General features: G+C 65.9%; 10 protein-coding genes and 1 pseudogene. 3 read left to right on the forward strand and 8 right to left on the reverse strand.

All coding sequences use genetic code 11. The features are described 5' to 3' along the window. Window positions 1-128: 128 nt before the first annotated feature. The 3 genes from ArtHe_RS04540 to lipB all read right to left on the reverse strand — a co-directional run bounded on the left by ArtHe_RS04540 (window position 129) and on the right by lipB (window position 2,693). Window positions 129-881 (reverse strand): DUF4191 domain-containing protein, encoded by a 753-nt coding sequence (locus ArtHe_RS04540; RefSeq protein ID WP_066301225.1) that lies wholly within the window; start codon window positions 879-881, stop codon window positions 129-131. Window positions 882-978: 97 nt separating this feature from the next. Then, window positions 979-1,983: a lipoyl synthase gene (gene lipA / locus ArtHe_RS04545; RefSeq protein ID WP_066301223.1), complete on the reverse strand. Its 1,005-nt coding sequence runs from the start codon at window positions 1,981-1,983 to the stop codon at window positions 979-981. Next, window positions 1,980-2,693: a lipoyl(octanoyl) transferase LipB gene (gene lipB, locus ArtHe_RS04550; protein ID WP_248318955.1), complete on the reverse strand. Its 714-nt coding sequence runs from the start codon at window positions 2,691-2,693 to the stop codon at window positions 1,980-1,982. Before lipB ends, lipA begins: the two co-directional genes overlap by 4 nt. Window positions 2,694-2,804: 111 nt before the next feature. On the opposite strand from lipB, the gene ArtHe_RS04555 reads away from it, so the two are divergent. Beyond that, window positions 2,805-4,670, forward strand: a complete 1,866-nt coding sequence (locus ArtHe_RS04555) for a serine/threonine-protein kinase (protein WP_248318956.1) — start codon at window positions 2,805-2,807, stop codon at window positions 4,668-4,670. 9 nt (window positions 4,671-4,679) lie between these two features. After that, a complete protein-coding gene (locus ArtHe_RS04560; RefSeq protein WP_248318957.1) occupies window positions 4,680-8,198 on the forward strand; it encodes a S41 family peptidase in 3,519 nt (1,172 codons plus the stop codon). A 76-nt stretch (window positions 8,199-8,274) separates the two neighbouring features. Here ArtHe_RS04560 and ArtHe_RS04565 read toward each other — a convergent pair whose 3' ends face one another. The 5 genes from ArtHe_RS04565 to ArtHe_RS04585 form a co-directional block, all read right to left on the reverse strand. Then, on the reverse strand, window positions 8,275-8,703 hold the full coding sequence (locus ArtHe_RS04565) for an OsmC family protein (RefSeq protein WP_066301208.1): 429 nt from the start codon (window positions 8,701-8,703) through the stop codon (window positions 8,275-8,277). A 200-nt stretch (window positions 8,704-8,903) separates the two neighbouring features. Next, the gene (locus ArtHe_RS04570) at window positions 8,904-9,251 is read right to left on the reverse strand and encodes a hypothetical protein (RefSeq protein WP_066301207.1); all 348 of its coding nucleotides are present in this window, start codon (window positions 9,249-9,251) and stop codon (window positions 8,904-8,906) included. 140 nt (window positions 9,252-9,391) lie between these two features. Then, window positions 9,392-11,122, reverse strand: a complete 1,731-nt coding sequence (gene sucB / locus ArtHe_RS04575) for a 2-oxoglutarate dehydrogenase, E2 component, dihydrolipoamide succinyltransferase (protein WP_248318958.1) — start codon at window positions 11,120-11,122, stop codon at window positions 9,392-9,394. A gap of 120 nt (window positions 11,123-11,242) precedes the next feature. After that, entirely contained in the window at window positions 11,243-12,625 is a 1,383-nt protein-coding gene (lpdA, locus tag ArtHe_RS04580; protein WP_066301204.1) for a dihydrolipoyl dehydrogenase, read from the reverse strand. Between the two features lie 193 nt (window positions 12,626-12,818). Continuing rightward, a complete protein-coding gene (locus ArtHe_RS04585) occupies window positions 12,819-14,345 on the reverse strand; it encodes a leucyl aminopeptidase (RefSeq protein WP_248318959.1) in 1,527 nt (508 codons plus the stop codon). A gap of 214 nt (window positions 14,346-14,559) precedes the next feature. Between ArtHe_RS04585 and ArtHe_RS04590 the strand changes: the two are divergent. Beyond that, window positions 14,560-15,453, forward strand: a pseudogene (locus ArtHe_RS04590) (PAC2 family protein); the annotation flags it as partial. Window positions 15,454-15,534: the final 81 nt, after the last annotated feature.

Here is a 15,534-nt window from a genome sequence, read left to right on the forward strand (position 1 = left end):
AAAGTGGCGGGGAGTCCACTAACGGAGGCTTTGACCAGCAACTGCCCCCCCCGAGTCCCGCCCACGAAAAAGGACCCTTCAACGAAGGGTCCTTTTCGATGTTCAGCTGTCCGCTGCCGGCATCCCGGCTAGCGTCCGCGTGCTGCCTTGCGGTCAGGACGGGCCTTGTAGGGATCGATGCCCTTGGGGATGGGAAGGCGCTGGCCCAGCGCGGACAGGCGCTTGTTGACGGCCTGGACTTCCTGCTTGGTCAGCGACTTCTTCAGCTTCCGGACCTTCTTGGCAACCTGCTGGAGCGGGACCTGGCCTTCGCCGCGGCCGGTCTGGATGACATGGATGGGAACGTTCGGCGCAATGCGGTTCATTTTCCGGCGTTCGCCGTCCACGAGTGTCCGCACCCGGTTGGACGGACCTTCGGTGACCAGCACGATGCCCGGGCGGCCAATCGCGCGGAATACGGCATCCTGGGTGCGCGGGCTGACGGCAACCGGCTGCTCTTCCAGGATCCAGCCGCGGCGCAGGACGCTCAGTGCTGCCCCCGATGCGCCGGGCTGGCCTTCAATCTGCGAAAAAGCTGCGCGTTCGGCACGCCGCGAGAGGATGAAGACAGCGGCCAGCAGACCCAGCGGGATGGCGATGATGAGCATCGTGACCCAGTTGTCGATCAGGAAGCCGATGGCCAGACCGAGGATGATGATGCCGAAGAAGGCACCTGCCATCCACCAGACCACGCTGGGATCGTTGCGCCGCGTCATCTTGAAGACATCGGCGATCTGTTTCATGCGGCCGGGCTGCTTGTTCTTCTTTTCCGCTTTCGGTTTGCGGGAGAAGAGGCCGCGGCGGGCGCCCTTGGATGCGTCGGAATCAGTGCTGTTGGCCATAATAAGTCAATTCTACGTGATGAAGGCGCGGCATCTTCTCCCTGTGACTCGGGTAGTCGGCGAGGATTGCAGCGGGTATTTGGTGTGGTGACGGAGGTCAGCGCCGGGCCAGGATGGAGGATGCTTCCTGGGCTGCCGTGCCGGAATCCTCGATGTGGGCCAGGTTGGGCGGAAGCTCGCGCCCCTTCTTGCGCATGGCTCCGGCCCAGAGCCGGCCAGCCCGGTAGGAAGAACGGACCAGCGGCCCGCTCATCACACCCAGGAAACCGAGCTCTGTGGCTTCGTCGCTGAGCTCGACGAATTCCTCGGGCTTGACCCAGCGGTCCACCGGCAGATGGCGTTCACTGGGGCGGAGGTACTGGGTAATGGTGAGCAGGTCGCAGCCGGCGCCCCTCAGGTCGCGCAGGGCTCCCGAGATCTCCTCACGGGTTTCGCCCATGCCCAGGATCAGGTTGGACTTGGTCACCATGCCCAGGGCCTGCCCCTGCGTGATGACGTCCAGGGAACGCTCATAGCGGAAGGCCGGGCGGATCCGCTTGAACAGGCGGGGAACCGTTTCCACATTGTGGGCAAACACCTCGGGCGATGCATCGCAGATCGCCTGGATATGTTCGGGTTTGCCGGAGAAATCAGGGATCAGGATCTCGACGCCGGTCCCCGGGTTTAGTGCGTGGATCTGGCGGATGGTTTCCGCGTAGAGCCAGGTGCCTTCGTCTGCCAGATCGTCGCGGGCCACCCCGGTGACCGTGGCATAGCGGAGGTTCATCGATTGGACGGACCGGGCCACTTTGAACGGCTCCATCCGGTCCACGGGTGAGGGCTTGCCGGTGTCAATCTGGCAGAAGTCGCAGCGCCGGGTGCACTCGGAACCCCCGATAAGGAAGGTAGCTTCCTTGTCTTCCCAGCACTCGAAAATATTCGGACAGCCAGCCTCTTCGCAGACGGTGTGCAGCCCTTCCTTTTTGACCTGGTTCTTAAGCTGGACGTACTCCGGGCCGATGTTGACTTTGGCTTTGATCCAGTCAGGTTTGCGTTCCACCGGCACGGCGACATTGCGCTGCTCAATCCGCAGGAGGCGGCGGCCTTCGGGGGCGAGTGTCACTTCAGGGCTCCTTCGTTCCGGACGGCGCCGGTGTCTGCTGTGGATGAGGGGGCTGCTCCCGGCTTGTTCACCAGGGCGCCGAGGGTGCGGAGGAGCTCGATTTCCACCCGGTCCCCGACGTCTGCCGGCGATACCGGCGCGCCGAGTTCCTCACTGATGGAGGTGGTTCCGGCATCGGTGATGCCGCAGGCGATGATTTGAGCGTAGGGATTGAGGTCATTGCTGCAGTTCAAGGCGAATCCATGCATGGTGACGCCATGGTCAACCCGGATTCCGACGGCGGCAATTTTCCGGTCCTGGCGGGTACCGTCCCCGCGGATCCAGACGCCGGAGCGTCCTTCGACACGTTCGCCATGAAGCCCGTAGTCTGCCAGCACCGTGAGCAGGGCGTCCTCCAGAGCGGCAACATAGTCCACCACCAGGACAGGATCGGGCAGGCGGAGGATGGGGTAGCCCACCAGCTGGCCGGGGCCGTGCCAGGTCAGTTTGCCGCCGCGGTCCACGTTGATAACGGGGGTGCCGTCGAAGGGGCGCTCATGTGCCTCGGTCCGCCGTCCTGCCGTATAAACGGCGAGATGTTCCAGCATCAGGACCGTTCCGGGCCGTGTGCCGGCGCTCACTTCAGTGTGTACGCTGCGTTGCAGATCCCAGCCATCCTGATAATCGACATAATCCGGGGCAAAGCCAACGCGTTGAAACTCCAACTCCATAGGGTCAGCGTAGCGCCTGTCACAGCCGGGAATGCTATGAGCCGCGTCACTTGCATGGCTGGCTGTGGATAACTTCTGCAGGAATCAGCAGTCCACGCTAGAACTGTCGGCATGGAAAGAGCAGGGCAGGAAAGCCAGGATGCAGGCAGGGAGATCCGCCTGCCCGCCGGAGCGCGGCTGGACACTGGCGAAGCCGCAGAAGCCGCAGAAGCCGCCACCGGGTCCATGAGCGCGGCGCGCCGTCCTTCGGTGCAGGATCCCGGGTGGCGGATCGGCAGATGCCTTGGCGAGGGCGGCGCGGCGGCAGTCTGGCTGGCCGAACGGCCGGCCGAAGGTACCCGTTTCGCCCTTAAAATCCCGCACAGCCCGGGGGACACCGACGAGTTTGAGCTGCGGCGGGAGCTGGCGATCCGCTCCAGGCTCAGGCATGAGAACCTCCTGGGGGTCCACGGGCTGCTGGCAACTGCGGACGGTCCGGGGCTGCTGCTGGAATACGCTCCCGGAGACAGTCTTGCCCGTCTGGTGGCCGTCCGGAAAACGCTGAGTGAGGGTGAGACCGTTACGGTCCTGGTCGCCGTCGCACGAGCATTGGCCTGCCTGCATGCGGAGGGAAACGCGCATGGCGACGTGGCACCCGGCAACGTGTTGTTTACCGCGAACGGCAAACCCCTGCTGGCCGACTTCGGCACCAGCCGGATGCTCGGAGAAGGACGCGACGCCGGAGTGGGGACCCCGGGGTTCACAGCGCCGCCGCCGCTGCCAGGCACGGAGGGCAAGGTTACCGGCGCTGCCCTTGACGCAGACGTTTACGCCCTTGGGGCGCTGGGATGGTTCATGCTGACAGGCCGTCCCCTGGTGCCGGGGCTGCGGCCGCCGCTGCGGGTGGTGCTGCCTGGACTGGCAGCAGAGCTGCGGACACTGCTGGACGCTGCCCTCGATGATGACCCGGCGCAGCGTCCGGCGGCGGAGAAATTCGCAGCGGAGGTGTTCCGGGCCAGACCGGCTGAACCGATCGATCTGCTGGCTGCAGTGCACCCAAGTGTCCGCCCCGAACTGCGCACCCGCCGGAGCATCTTGGAGCAGGGGAAGAAACCCCGAAAGCGCCGCCACGCACGGAAAGGGCGCCGGGCCAAGAACCCGCCGTGGGAGGAAGCTGACCGGCGGCGGGGCCGGCTTCCGCGAGCTGCGCGTCCGGCAGAACCCGCGGAGCTGCACCGCCGGCGCCGTGCCGGTGCACGGCGCGCCAGGAGCCCGGGGTGGCTGGGGGCAGCGGCCGTCCTCGTGGCCATGACAACCGGTCTTGGCGGAGTCGCGGTCCTGGCACCCGAAGTTCTGCGGCCCGCAGGCGAGGTGGAACTGCCGGGCGCCCTCGGGACTGCCGGCGGCCCGGTTGGTGCCGGTGAACCCAGCCAAGCAGATGAACCCAGCCCAGGTGCACCAAGCAGCGCCGGCGGGACGGGTGCCTCCAAGGCCCCGGCGGGAGCCGCTGCGGCAGCGGGAACCGGGGAGAACGGCTCACCGGCGGAGGCAGAGCTGTCCGTACTGTCGGGGGAGGACCCGGTGGCGGCCGTCCGGATATTGTCGGCCCTCCGGGCCCGGGCCTTTGCGGAGGGCGATCCGGTGATCCTGAGCTGGGTCAACCAGTCCGATTCAGCGGCGGAAGCGGCCGACCTCGCCGGGGTGGAGCTACTCCACAGCAGAGGCGAGCGGCTCGCTGGCCTCACGGTCGAGGTGGTGCGGGCCGAACGGCTTGGAACCTCTTCCAGCGGTCCGGGTCCCCGGGAGCAGGTAGCGCTCACTACTGAGAGTTCGGCCTACACCCAGGTGGGGGGAGACGGCGTCCCGACGGCGGCCCCGGGGACCGCCGGGCGGCAGGAAATTGTCCTCGAAGTCGTGCGGACCGGCCAGGGGTGGAGGATCGCAAGGGTGCTTCCTGCCGCGGCGGGGCTTGAGCCTGACGGGGGTGCACAAAGATAGGATCGGGATATGAGTTCAACTCCTTACCTCCGCTATCCCGACCTCCACGGCGACCGCGTGGCGTTTGTGGCTGAGGACGACGTCTGGGTTGCCCCGCTTTCCGGCGGCCGGGCCTGGCGCGTTTCCTCCCTGCAGCTGCCGGCCCGGAACCCGAAGTTCTCCCCAGACGGGTCACGGATTGCCTGGACGGTCGTGCAGGGCGGTGCCCCGGAAGTGGTCACCGCTGACACCGAGGGAGGGGATTTCCGGCAGTTGACGTTCTGGGGCAACCAGAACACACGCGTGCGCGGATTTAGTCCGGCCGGGAAAGTCATTGCCACGAGCCCGTTCGAATTCGAGGATTTCAGGCTGCGGTGGGCCTATGAGGTGCCGCTGGACGGTTCCGCGCCGGTGCGCCTGCCCTACGGTCCCCTTGACACGCTCGCCGAGGGCCCGGTGCTGGGTGACGAACGCCCCGTGGTCATCGGTTCAGTGCTTAGCCGGGAACCGGCCCGCTGGAAGCGGTACCGCGGCGGAACCGCCGGCAAACTGTGGATCGACGTCGACGGAAACGGCGAATTCACCCGCCTGGTGCCGGAGCTGGACGGCAACCTGGCCTATCCGATGTGGGTGCAGGGCCGGATCGCGTTCTTCTCCGACCACGAAGGCTACGGCAACATCTATTCGGTGACGCCGCAGGGCGCCGGCCTTCGCCGCCACACCGATTTCCAGGACTTCTATGTGCGGCATCCGTCCAGCGACGGGACCCGCATCATCTTCGAATCCGCGGGCGGACTGTGGCTGATGGAAGACCTGGACTCCGAACCGGCAAGACTGAATATCAGCCTTGGCTCCGCGGGCACCGGACGCCGCCCCCGCCCGCTCAATGCCGCCCGCAGCCTCGCCTCAGCCATGCCCGATGCCTCAGGTAAGTCCAGCGTCGTCGAAAGCCACGGAACGCTCCACTGGCTCACGCACAAGGACGGCCCTTCACGCGTCATCGAAGCAACTGCAGGCGTGCGTGCGCGGCTGGGCCGTCCGCTGCCGGGTGGGCGCGCTGTTTTCGTCGCCGATCCGGGTAACGAAGAGGCGCTGTTCATCAAGGACGTTTTCGCCTCCCTGCCTTCGGGCAGTCAGGCCCCGGCACCGGCGGCACCTGATCTGCCTGTTGCCGTTCAGGAGCAGCCGGAACTGCCCAGGCCCGTATCCGCGGCCGGCCGGTCGCTTGGCGGGCCGGAGGCCGAAACCGCCGGTACCGAAACCAGCCAGGCGGCGGCAGAAGACACCGGCGCCGGTGCGGTCAGCGGGGGCGGAGCCTCGGAAGCCGTCCTGGCATCGCAGGACACCGCTATGGAGACCGGAGTGTCCCGGATCGCCTTCGATGCTCCCACCCGCACGGCCGAACTGCTTCCCAGCCCCGATGGGAAACTGGTGGCCTTAGCCACGGAGAAGGGGCAGGTCTACCTGCTGGATGTCGACGCCCGCGAGCTCTCGCTCATCGCGGACGAAGGACACGGCGCTGTCGACGAGCTGGCGTTCAGCCCGGACTCGCGCTGGCTCGCGTGGGCCGAACCCGTGGTCGGCGAGGGCGCCCGTGCCCGGATCCGGCTGCGGGAAACCTCCGGGGCTGAGCCTGCCACCCTGGAAGTGACGGACGGACGGTTCCACGACCACAGTCCTTCCTTCACGCCGGACGGCCGCTTCCTTGCCTTCCTCTCAGAGCGGAGCTTTGACCCGGTCTACGACACCCACGGCTTTGATCTCGGGTTCCCGACCTCCACGAAACCCTTTATGGTGGCGCTGGCCGCGGTGACTCCCTCTCCGTTCGGGCCGGCCGCCCACGCCGTGGAGAAGCCGGAACCGGAACATGCGGTCGAATCGGATGATCCGGCGGCCCCCGGCAGCGAATCTGCCGTGGAGGTGCGGGTGGACCAGGAACGATTGGCGGAACGCCTGATCGCCGTGCCGGTTCCACAGGGGCGCTACTTCAAGCTCCGGGCGGCAGACGGCGCACTGCTCTGGCTCGCCGAGGATGTCTACGGCGTGACCGGGGACGGCCGGGCGAACTCCGGGGACCGGGCTCCGGGCAAACGGCTGGAACGTTTCGATCTGGAGAAGAAGGACGTCTCCGTGCTGGTGCCGGCGCTGGGGGACTATGAACTCAGCGGGGATGGCAGCACCGTGCTGCTGCAGCACGAACACCGCCTGCGGGCTGTGCCCGCCGCTGCACGCGCCGACGAAGACTCTGCCGAGAGCACCGACGTGGACCTGGCTCGTATCCGGGTCCTGCTGGAACCGGTCAAGGTCTGGGGACAGGCCTTCGATGAAGCATGGCGGCTGCAGCGGGACTTCTTCTGGACCCCGGACATGGGTGGCCTTGACTGGGAGGGTGTGCATGCACGCTACCGGCCGCTGGTGGAGAATCTGGGGTCCCACGACGACCTGGTTGACCTGCTGTGGGAACTGCACGGCGAGCTGGGGACCTCGCACGCGTACGTCACACCGGCCGGCGTGGCGGAGGCCGGAGCGGGTGCGCAGGGATTCCTGGGCGCAGATTTGCGGCCGGGTCCCGGAGGCTGGGAGGTTGTGCGGATCCTGGACCCGGAGTCCTCGGATCCCCAGGCCATCTCGCCGCTCAGCGCGCCGGGGGCCGACGTCCGGCCCGGTGACATTATTGCCGCTGTGGACGGTCTGCCGGTCCCGGCGGACAAGGGCCCTGCTGCGCTCCTGGTGGGCGCGGCTGGGCGGGTCGTCGAACTTACGGTCGTCCGCCCGGAGGAAGGAGCTGCCCCCGGGCAGCGCCGGATTGCCGTGGTGCCGCTGCGCAGCGAGGAGCGGCTGCGCTATCAGAACTGGGTCAACGGGAACCGCAGGGCGGTCCGGAGCGCCTCGGAGGGCAGATTCGGTTACCTCCACATTCCGGATATGGTTGCCAGCGGCTGGGCCCAGCTGCACCGGGATCTGGACAGCGAAGCTGCGAAGGATGCCCTGATCATCGACGTCCGGCATAACCGGGGTGGACACACCTCGCAGCTGGTGGCGGAGCTGATCGGCCGCAAGGTCACCGCCTGGAGCCTTCCGCGCGGGGAGCAGCCGGGTACGTATCCCGCCCAGTCGCCGCGGGGCCCGGTCGTCCTTCTGGCAGATGAGTTCGCGGGGTCGGACGGAGATATCGTCACCCAGGTGGCGAAGCTGCGGGGCATCGGCCCGGTGATCGGCACCCGGACGTGGGGCGGCGTCGTCGGCATCGACGGCAGGTTCGCGCTGGCGGACGGCACCGGAGTGACGCAGCCGAGGTACGCGTACTGGTTCACCGGTGGTATCGGCTTTGGGGTGGAGAACCGCGGCGTAGAGCCGGACATCGAAGTTCCTTACCCGCCGCACGCCTATGCCGCGGGGGAGGACCCGCAGCTCGAACACGGCGTGGGAATTCTCAAGGAGATGCTCTCCGAGCTTCCGACGGACCAGCCACCGGCGCGGGAGGGGTATCCCAGCCTGCGCCCGGCTCCGCTGCCGCCGCGTCCGCAGGACACCGCAGCGGACTCCTAGCCGGCTCCTGCAGCGGCAGAGGACCCCCTCCCGGACCGGGAGGGGGTCCTCTGCCGCTTGGGCAGCTGCCGGGGTGTTAGGACTCCAGTGAAGCTTCCATGGTGATGGTGACGCCGGCAAGTGCCTGGGACACGGGGCAGCCGGTCTTAGCGGACTCTGCGATGTCCGTGAATTCTTCGGCGGTCAGGCCCGGGACTGCCGCGGAGACACGCAGGTGGCTGCCGGTAATGCCGGTGCCGGGCACGAAGGTCACCTCTGCGGAGGTTTCGATGCGTTCGGCAGTCTTGCCGGCCTCCGCCAGGGCATTGCTGAAAGCCATGGAGAAGCAGGCCGAATGAGCCGCTGCAATCAGTTCCTCCGGGCTGGTCCTCCCGTCGGCTTCCTCCGCCCGTGCTTTCCAGGTGACGTCATAGGTGCCGAGGTTGGACGAATCGAGGGTGACTTCACCCCTGCCGTGGAAAAGATCGCCGTGCCAGACGGTGTGGGCTGAACGGACAGTAGCCATGGATGCTCCTCAGAATGGGATGGGTCTGGGGCCGGCAACGCCGGCGCTGCCGCCCATCCTTGCAGGTCATCCACGCAGGAGCCAGACCTCGGCCAGCCCGGGTTGCGCATCGACGGGGCCGCTTAAAGAGAATTCCTCCCCTCCGAAGGCGGAGAGGAGGAACCTTGAGGACTGCTGCTGCGGTCCCTGAGGAAAGGCTGTTACCACATGGTGGCTACAGCGATGTTCACAACGGCGAGGATGCCGACGCTGTTCGCCAGGGTGCGTGATACCGGCTCGTCCTTCTTGTACTTGCGCTGGCCGATGAACGCGAGAACTGCGATGGCCAGGGTGATGATGAGCTTGACGCCGATCTTGAGGTGGTTGACGTCGCCGTCACCCATCTCGTTCAGTCCGACCAGCGCCAGGCCGGTGACCAGCTGGAGCAGAGCGGCGTGGAACTGGCCGGGCATAACGGTCGGGTTCTTGATCCGTGCGATCCAGATGCCTACAACCATGGCAGCGCCAAGAATGTGCAGGAAGACAAGGAAGCTGTGAAGGAAATCCATATTCCGATCTTACCGACACTATGTCAGAGGTTCGTAATTTGCGGGGTAACTATTCTACAACGGGTAGAACAGTCGGAAAAGCGGGTTAACGCCGGCGGCGGACGGTCCCATAAAGGAGCCGCCCGCCGCCGGTATCAGGCTTAGAGGCCCAGATCAGCCTCGAAGTTGCCTTCTTCCAGCCGTGCCCGCAGGGTCTGCAGGAAGCGGCCGGCGTCGGCACCGTCCACCAGACGGTGGTCGTAGGTCAGGGAGAGGTACATCATCGAGCGGATGGCAATGGTGTCATTGCCGTCCGCATCGGTGCGGACCACCGGACGCTTGACGATCGCGCCGGTGCCCAGGATACCGACCTGAGGCTGGTTGATGATCGGCGTGTCAAAGAGGGCTCCGACGCTGCCGATGTTGGTGATGGTGAACGTTCCCCCGGACAGTTCATCCGGGCCGATCTTGTTGTTGCGGGTGCGTGCCCCGACATCGGCGATGCGCTTGGCAAGGCCGGCGATGTTCAGGTCTCCGGCATCGTTGATGACCGGAACCAGCAGACCCTTATCGGTATCCACCGCGATCGCCAGGTGCTCGGCGTCGTGATAGGTGATTTCCTGCTTCTCGGCATCGTAGGCGGCGTTGAGGACCGGGTGCTGCTTCAGTGCCTCAACGACAGCCTTGGCGATGAACGGCAGGAAGGTCAGGTTGGCGCCGTTCTGCGCCTTGAACCCGGCCTTGGCCTGCTGGCGCAGGGCAGCGATGCGGGTCATGTCCACTTCGTGGACCTGCGTCAGCTGGGCCGACGTATCCAGGGACTCGACCATCCGGCGGGCAATGGTCTGCCGGATCCGGGGAGCCTTGACCGTGGTGCCGCGCAGCTTGGCGCTTTCCTCGCTGATCTTGGCGGCCGGGGCAGCCTTTGCGGAGGACGAAGCGGCGGCCGGGGCCTGTGCTTCAGCCTTCTTCGCCTCGGCGGCAGCCAGGACATCCTGCTTGCGGATGCGGCCGGCTACGCCGCTGCCCTTGACGGTGGAGAGGTCGATGCCGTGCTCGTTGGCCAGCTTGCGGACCAGCGGGGTGACGTAGGTGCCCTCGGAGCCCGCAGCGTCTTCCTTCGCAGCTTCCTGCTTGGGGGCTTCCTTGGGTGCAGCCTTCGGGGCTTCTTCCTTGGGAGCTGCCTGCTTCGGCTCGGCGACCGGCTCTTCGCGTTCGGTCGACGGCGCGGCCGCAACCGGCTCGGCTTCCTTCGGCTCTGCCTTCGACGGTGCGGCGGCGCCGGAGCCGATGACTGCCAGGACGGAGCCAACCTCGGCGGTATCGTCTTCGTTCACCCGGATCTCCAGCAGCTTGCCGGCAACGGGGGACGGGATCTCGGTATCGACCTTGTCAGTGGAGACCTCAAGCAGCGGCTCGTCCACGGCAACGTCGTCGCCGACGGCCTTCAGCCAGCGGGTGACGGTGCCTTCGGTGACGCTCTCCCCGAGTGCCGGCAGCGTGACGTCAGTGCTGTCGCCGGAATCGGAGGAACCTGACTCCTGTGCCGGAGCCTCCTCTTCCGCCGGTGCTTCCGGAGCCTTCTCTTCAGCCGGTGCTTCCTCGGCCGGAGCTTCTGCCGCCGGGGCGTCGGAGGAGGAATCGGAGGAGCCGGACCCGTCGCCGATGCGCACGAGTGCCTCTCCGACCTCTGCGGTCTCGTCTTCAGCGACGAGGATTTCCTCAATAACGCCGGCGACGGGGGAGGGGATCTCGGTATCGACCTTGTCGGTGGAAACTTCGAGCAGGGGCTCGTCTACGGCGACGGTATCGCCTACCTGCTTCAGCCAGCGGGTGACGGTGCCTTCGGTGACGCTCTCACCGAGCGCGGGTAAGTTCACGGTTTCAGACATAGTGTCCCCGTTTCTCCTTGTTAGTTCTTTGACCAGCCGTGCCGCTGGTGCTGGTTGGTTTGAAGCCTAGTGCACCCGGCATCAATGCTGCCGGGTGCACCAGGGAATACTTGCTGTGTGTCAGCCGTGCAGCGGCTTGCCGGCAAGGGCCATGGCAGCCTCGCCGAGGGCTTCGTTCTGCGTGGGGTGGGCGTGGAGCAGGCCGGCCAGGTCCTCCGGGTAGGCTTCCCAGTTCACGATCAGCTGTGCTTCACCGATCTGCTCGCCGATGCGGCCGCCGATCATGTGGACACCAATGATGGGGCCATCCTTCTCCCGCACCATCTTGATCAGGCCGGAGCTGCCGAGAATCGAGGTCTTGCCGTTGCCGGCCAGGTTGTATTCCTGCACCTGGACGTTCTCGGCACCGAGCTTTTCCTTGGCCTTGGCCTCGGTCAGGCCAACCGAGGCGATTTCCGGCTCGCAGTACGTGACCTTCGGGATGTTGACGTCTTCGACCACAACGGGCTTCAGGCCGGCAATTTCCTCGGCCACAAAGATGCCCTGCTGGAAACCGCGGTGCGCCAGCTGCAGGCCAGGAACAATGTCGCCGACGGCGTAGACGTTGCCCACGCCGGTGTGCAGGCGGTCGTTGGTGATAACGAAGCCGCGGTCCATGGTGAGGCCGGCCTCTTCATAGCCCAGGTTGGCGGTGACGGGACCCCGGCCGACGGCGACCAGAAGCAGATCCGCTTCGAAGGTCTTGCCGTCCACCAGGGTGACTTTGACGCCGTCGTCGTTCTGCTCGACCTTGTCGAAGAAGGTGCCGGTGTTGAACTTGATGCCGCGCTTCTTGTAGGCGCGCTCCAGGTTCTTGATGATGGCCGCGTCTTCGTTGGGGACCAGGGAGGGAAGGCCCTCGATGATGGTGACGTCCACGCCGAAGGAGTTCCAGACCGAGGCAAATTCGACGCCGATGACGCCGCCGCCGAGGATGATGGCGCTCTTGGGGACGTAGTCCAGGTTCAGTGCCTGGTCCGACGTCAGCACGCGGCCGCCGATTTCCAGGCCCGGCAGTGAACGGGAGTAGGAACCGGTGGCGAGGATGATGTTGGAACCCGTGTAGGTTTCGCCGTTCACCTCAATGGTCTTTTCACTCGTGAGACGGCCTTCGCCCTCGATCACGGTGACGCCCTTGGACTTGATCAGGCCCTGCAGGCCGCGGAACTTGCCGGCAATGATGTTGTCCTTGTAGGAGTTCACTGCGTTCATGTCCACGGAGTCGAACGTGGCCTTGATCCCGTATTTCTCCGCCGTCTTTGCATTCTCGGCGATTTCCGCCGAGTGCAGCAGGGCCTTGGTCGGGATACAGCCGTTATGCAGGCAGGTGCCGCCGAGCTTCCCCTTCTCGATGAGGCCAACGGAAAAACCCAGTTCCACGGAACGCAGGGCTGCGGCGTATCCGCCGCTGCCCCCTCCGAGGATCAGGATGTCGAATTCTTGCGCAGTTGCCTTATCGGCCACGTGGACGCTCCCTCGCGTAATCGGTTGACGCACTTAGGGCGCGTCGGTTAGTGATTTGGGCGGTTGTGATCAGGTCTCACACTATCTCCCCCTTTGTGCCTCAGCCACTCGGCAATGGCAGCGGAATAGGGATTGTTAGGAGAAACACGCGCAACAATTGCCTAATACGTTGCGCAGGTAACAGTAATGGGTGTTATACCGAGCGCGAGATCACGTCTTCGGCGTAAGCAACCAGGGTGCGGACGGCGACGCCGGTCCCTTCCTTCGGCGTGTAGCCGTAGGGGGCGCTTTCGTTGAATGCGGGCCCGGCGATATCCAGGTGCGCCCAGGGGATCTTCACGCCGTCGACTTCGCCGACAAACTCGCGCAGGAAGACCGCTGCGGTCATCATGCCGCCGAAGCGTTCACCGATGTTCGCAAGGTCCGCTGTCTGTGAATCCAGGCTGGCTCGCAGCTCCTCCGGCAGGGGCATCGGCCAGAACAGTTCACCGGCGCGGTCCGCTGCGGCTTTCACCGCATCCCGGACGCCGTCTTCGCCCATCACAGCGGAGACGCGGTTGCCCAAGGCGACCATCTGGGCGCCGGTCAGGGTGGCGACGTCGATCAGGACATCCGGCGCCTCCTCGCTGGCGGCAGCCAGGCCGTCGGCCATCACCAGACGGCCTTCGGCGTCGGTATTGAGGACCTCCACGGTGCGCCCGCCGTAGGTGGTCAGCACATCGGAGGGCCGCTGCGCCGTTCCGGAAGGCATGTTTTCGGCCAGGCACAGCCAGGCTGTCACCTTCACGGGCAGCCCCAGTTCGGCAACCGCCAGCAGGGCGTTAAGGACGACGGCGGCGCCGCCCATGTCCGATTTCATGGCCTGCATGCCTGCGGCCGGTTTCAGCGAGATGCCGCCGGTATCGAAGGTGATGCCCTTGCCGACCAGGGCCAGCTTTGCTTTGGCCCGGGCAGGGGCATATTCGACTTTGACCAGGCGGGGCGGGCGGGCTGAGCCCTTGCCGACGCCAAGGATGCCGCCGAAGCCCTCGCGTTCCAGCTTCTTCTCGTCCCACACCGTCACTTTGACCGGCAGGGATTTGGCCGCCTCGCGGGCTGCCGCGGCGAAGCTCTCCGGGTAGAGGTGGCTGGGGGGCTGGTTAACCAGGGAGCGGGTGGCGTTGACGGCCCGGCCCAGGATCCGCGCCCGTTCAACTGCCGGTTTCAGGGCTGCGTCATTTGCCGCTGAGGTGACAACGGTAATCAGGGACACCGGGGCGGGAGCCTTCGAGGCATGCGCGCTGCGGTACTCAGTGAAGCTGTAGGCGCCGAGCAGGGCGCCTTCCGCGACGGCGGCTGCGTCCTCGATGGTGGCAGCCGGGAGTGCCAGGGCCACGCTCTTTGTCCCGGCCAGCTGACGCACCGCGGAACCGGCGGAGCGGCGGAGGGTTTCCGGGCTCAGGGATTCGCCGGCCGAAACCGGTCCAAGTCCGGCGAGAACCAGCATCTGGGCATCGTGCTCCGGCAGGCCCGGGATCCGGACGACCTGGTCCGGGGCACCGGTGACCCCGAGCAGGGCAAAGGAGCCGGCGAGGGCGGAAGACGCCTTCTGCGAAAGCGGACTGTCAACCAGCACAGGGCCATCCGGGCTTTGCCCAACCCCCACTACCAGGGCCTGCGCTGCGACCTTGCGCGCATCCCGGGAAACCACCTGCAGGTCGGGCTCACTGGCTTTGCTCACGAAGCTTCATCCTCACGTTTTTGTCTGTTTGGTAACGCTCTGCTGTACCGATCGTAGTCTCTCCGAAGCCCGGCACGCCGATGCCGCACGGCGGTCCGGAATGAATCGGGTCCCCGCTGACGTTTACCCTGTAGTAAGGGATAGACAACACCGCGCTTGTTTTGTAGAGCGCCGCCCGCCGACCAAACGGGACGAGTTGCAGGAAGGTAAGACCATGCTTGATCCGCTGACCCTGTTTAACCTGAACCCGGAACTGGCCGCATCCGCTGACCTGCGCGGCCTTCGGCTGATCGCCGGGTTCACCGGTTTCGGCGAGGCAGGCCACGTAGTAAGCCAGGTACGGGACGAACTGTTCGAGAACCTGGAGCACGAACTGGTGGCGACGTTCGATGCGGACCAGCTCATTGACTACCGGGCGCGCCGCCCCCAGCTGACTTTCGTGGAAGACCACTTCACCGGCTACGAGCCGCCGCGAATCGAGCTTCACCGCTTTTATGACGGGCTCGGGGAACCATTTCTTTTCCTCACCGGATTTGAACCGGACTTGCAATGGGAGCGGTTCACGGCCGCTGTTTTGCGGATCGTTGAAACCCTGGAGGTTTCGCTGGTGGCCTGGGTGCATTCCGTGCCCATGCCGGTGCCGCACACCCGGCCGATCGGCGTGACAGCCCACGGCAACCGTCCGGACCTGATCGAGGGAATCAGCTCCTGGAAGCCGACCGCCCAGATCCAGGCCGCCGTCGGGCATCTGCTCGAACTGCGGCTCACCGAAGCCGGCGTTGACGTCATTGGGCACGTGGTGCACGTACCGCACTATCTTTCCGACGCCGAGTTTCCACCAGCCGCCGTGGCGGCGCTCGAATACCTTGGTGCCGCCGCCAACCTGATGCTGCCCACCGACCGGCTCCGTGAGGCCGGACGCGAGGTTGGCAAGCAGATTGCAGAACAGGTTGAAGCGTCGGCGGAGGTCCGTGGTGTCGTCGCGACCCTCGAAAGCCGCTACGACGAGTTCACCGGCAGCACCGCCCGCCGCTCGCTCCTGGTCAAGGACAACGACGAGCTGCCCGACGCCGAAGAACTGGGCGCCGCCGTCGAGGCCTACCTTGCCAGCCCACAGGCCGAGGAAGAAACAGAGGCGCTGCTTGATGCGCTGGGCCAGGAATCCGCGGACGAGCCCGATCCGCAGCAG

It is taken from the genome of Arthrobacter sp. Helios (assembly GCF_023167125.1).
Taxonomy (GTDB): domain Bacteria; phylum Actinomycetota; class Actinomycetes; order Actinomycetales; family Micrococcaceae; genus Arthrobacter_B; species Arthrobacter_B luteolus.

What these genes read in the sequence shown, in the direction of transcription:
- ArtHe_RS04560 (WP_248318957.1), top strand. Translation starts at nt 4,680, where the DNA reads ATGAGTTCAACTCCTTACCTCCGCTATCCCGACCTCCACGGCGACCGC.
- ArtHe_RS04555 (WP_248318956.1), top strand. Translation starts at nt 2,805, where the DNA reads ATGGAAAGAGCAGGGCAGGAAAGCCAGGATGCAGGCAGGGAGATCCGC.
- ArtHe_RS04570 (WP_066301207.1), bottom strand. Translation starts at nt 9,251, where the DNA reads ATGGATTTCCTTCACAGCTTCCTTGTCTTCCTGCACATTCTTGGCGCT.
- sucB (WP_248318958.1), bottom strand. Translation starts at nt 11,122, where the DNA reads ATGTCTGAAACCGTGAACTTACCCGCGCTCGGTGAGAGCGTCACCGAA.
- ArtHe_RS04565 (WP_066301208.1), bottom strand. Translation starts at nt 8,703, where the DNA reads ATGGCTACTGTCCGTTCAGCCCACACCGTCTGGCACGGCGATCTTTTC.
- ArtHe_RS04540 (WP_066301225.1), bottom strand. Translation starts at nt 881, where the DNA reads ATGGCCAACAGCACTGATTCCGACGCATCCAAGGGCGCCCGCCGCGGC.
- lipB (WP_248318955.1), bottom strand. Translation starts at nt 2,693, where the DNA reads ATGGAGTTGGAGTTTCAACGCGTTGGCTTTGCCCCGGATTATGTCGAT.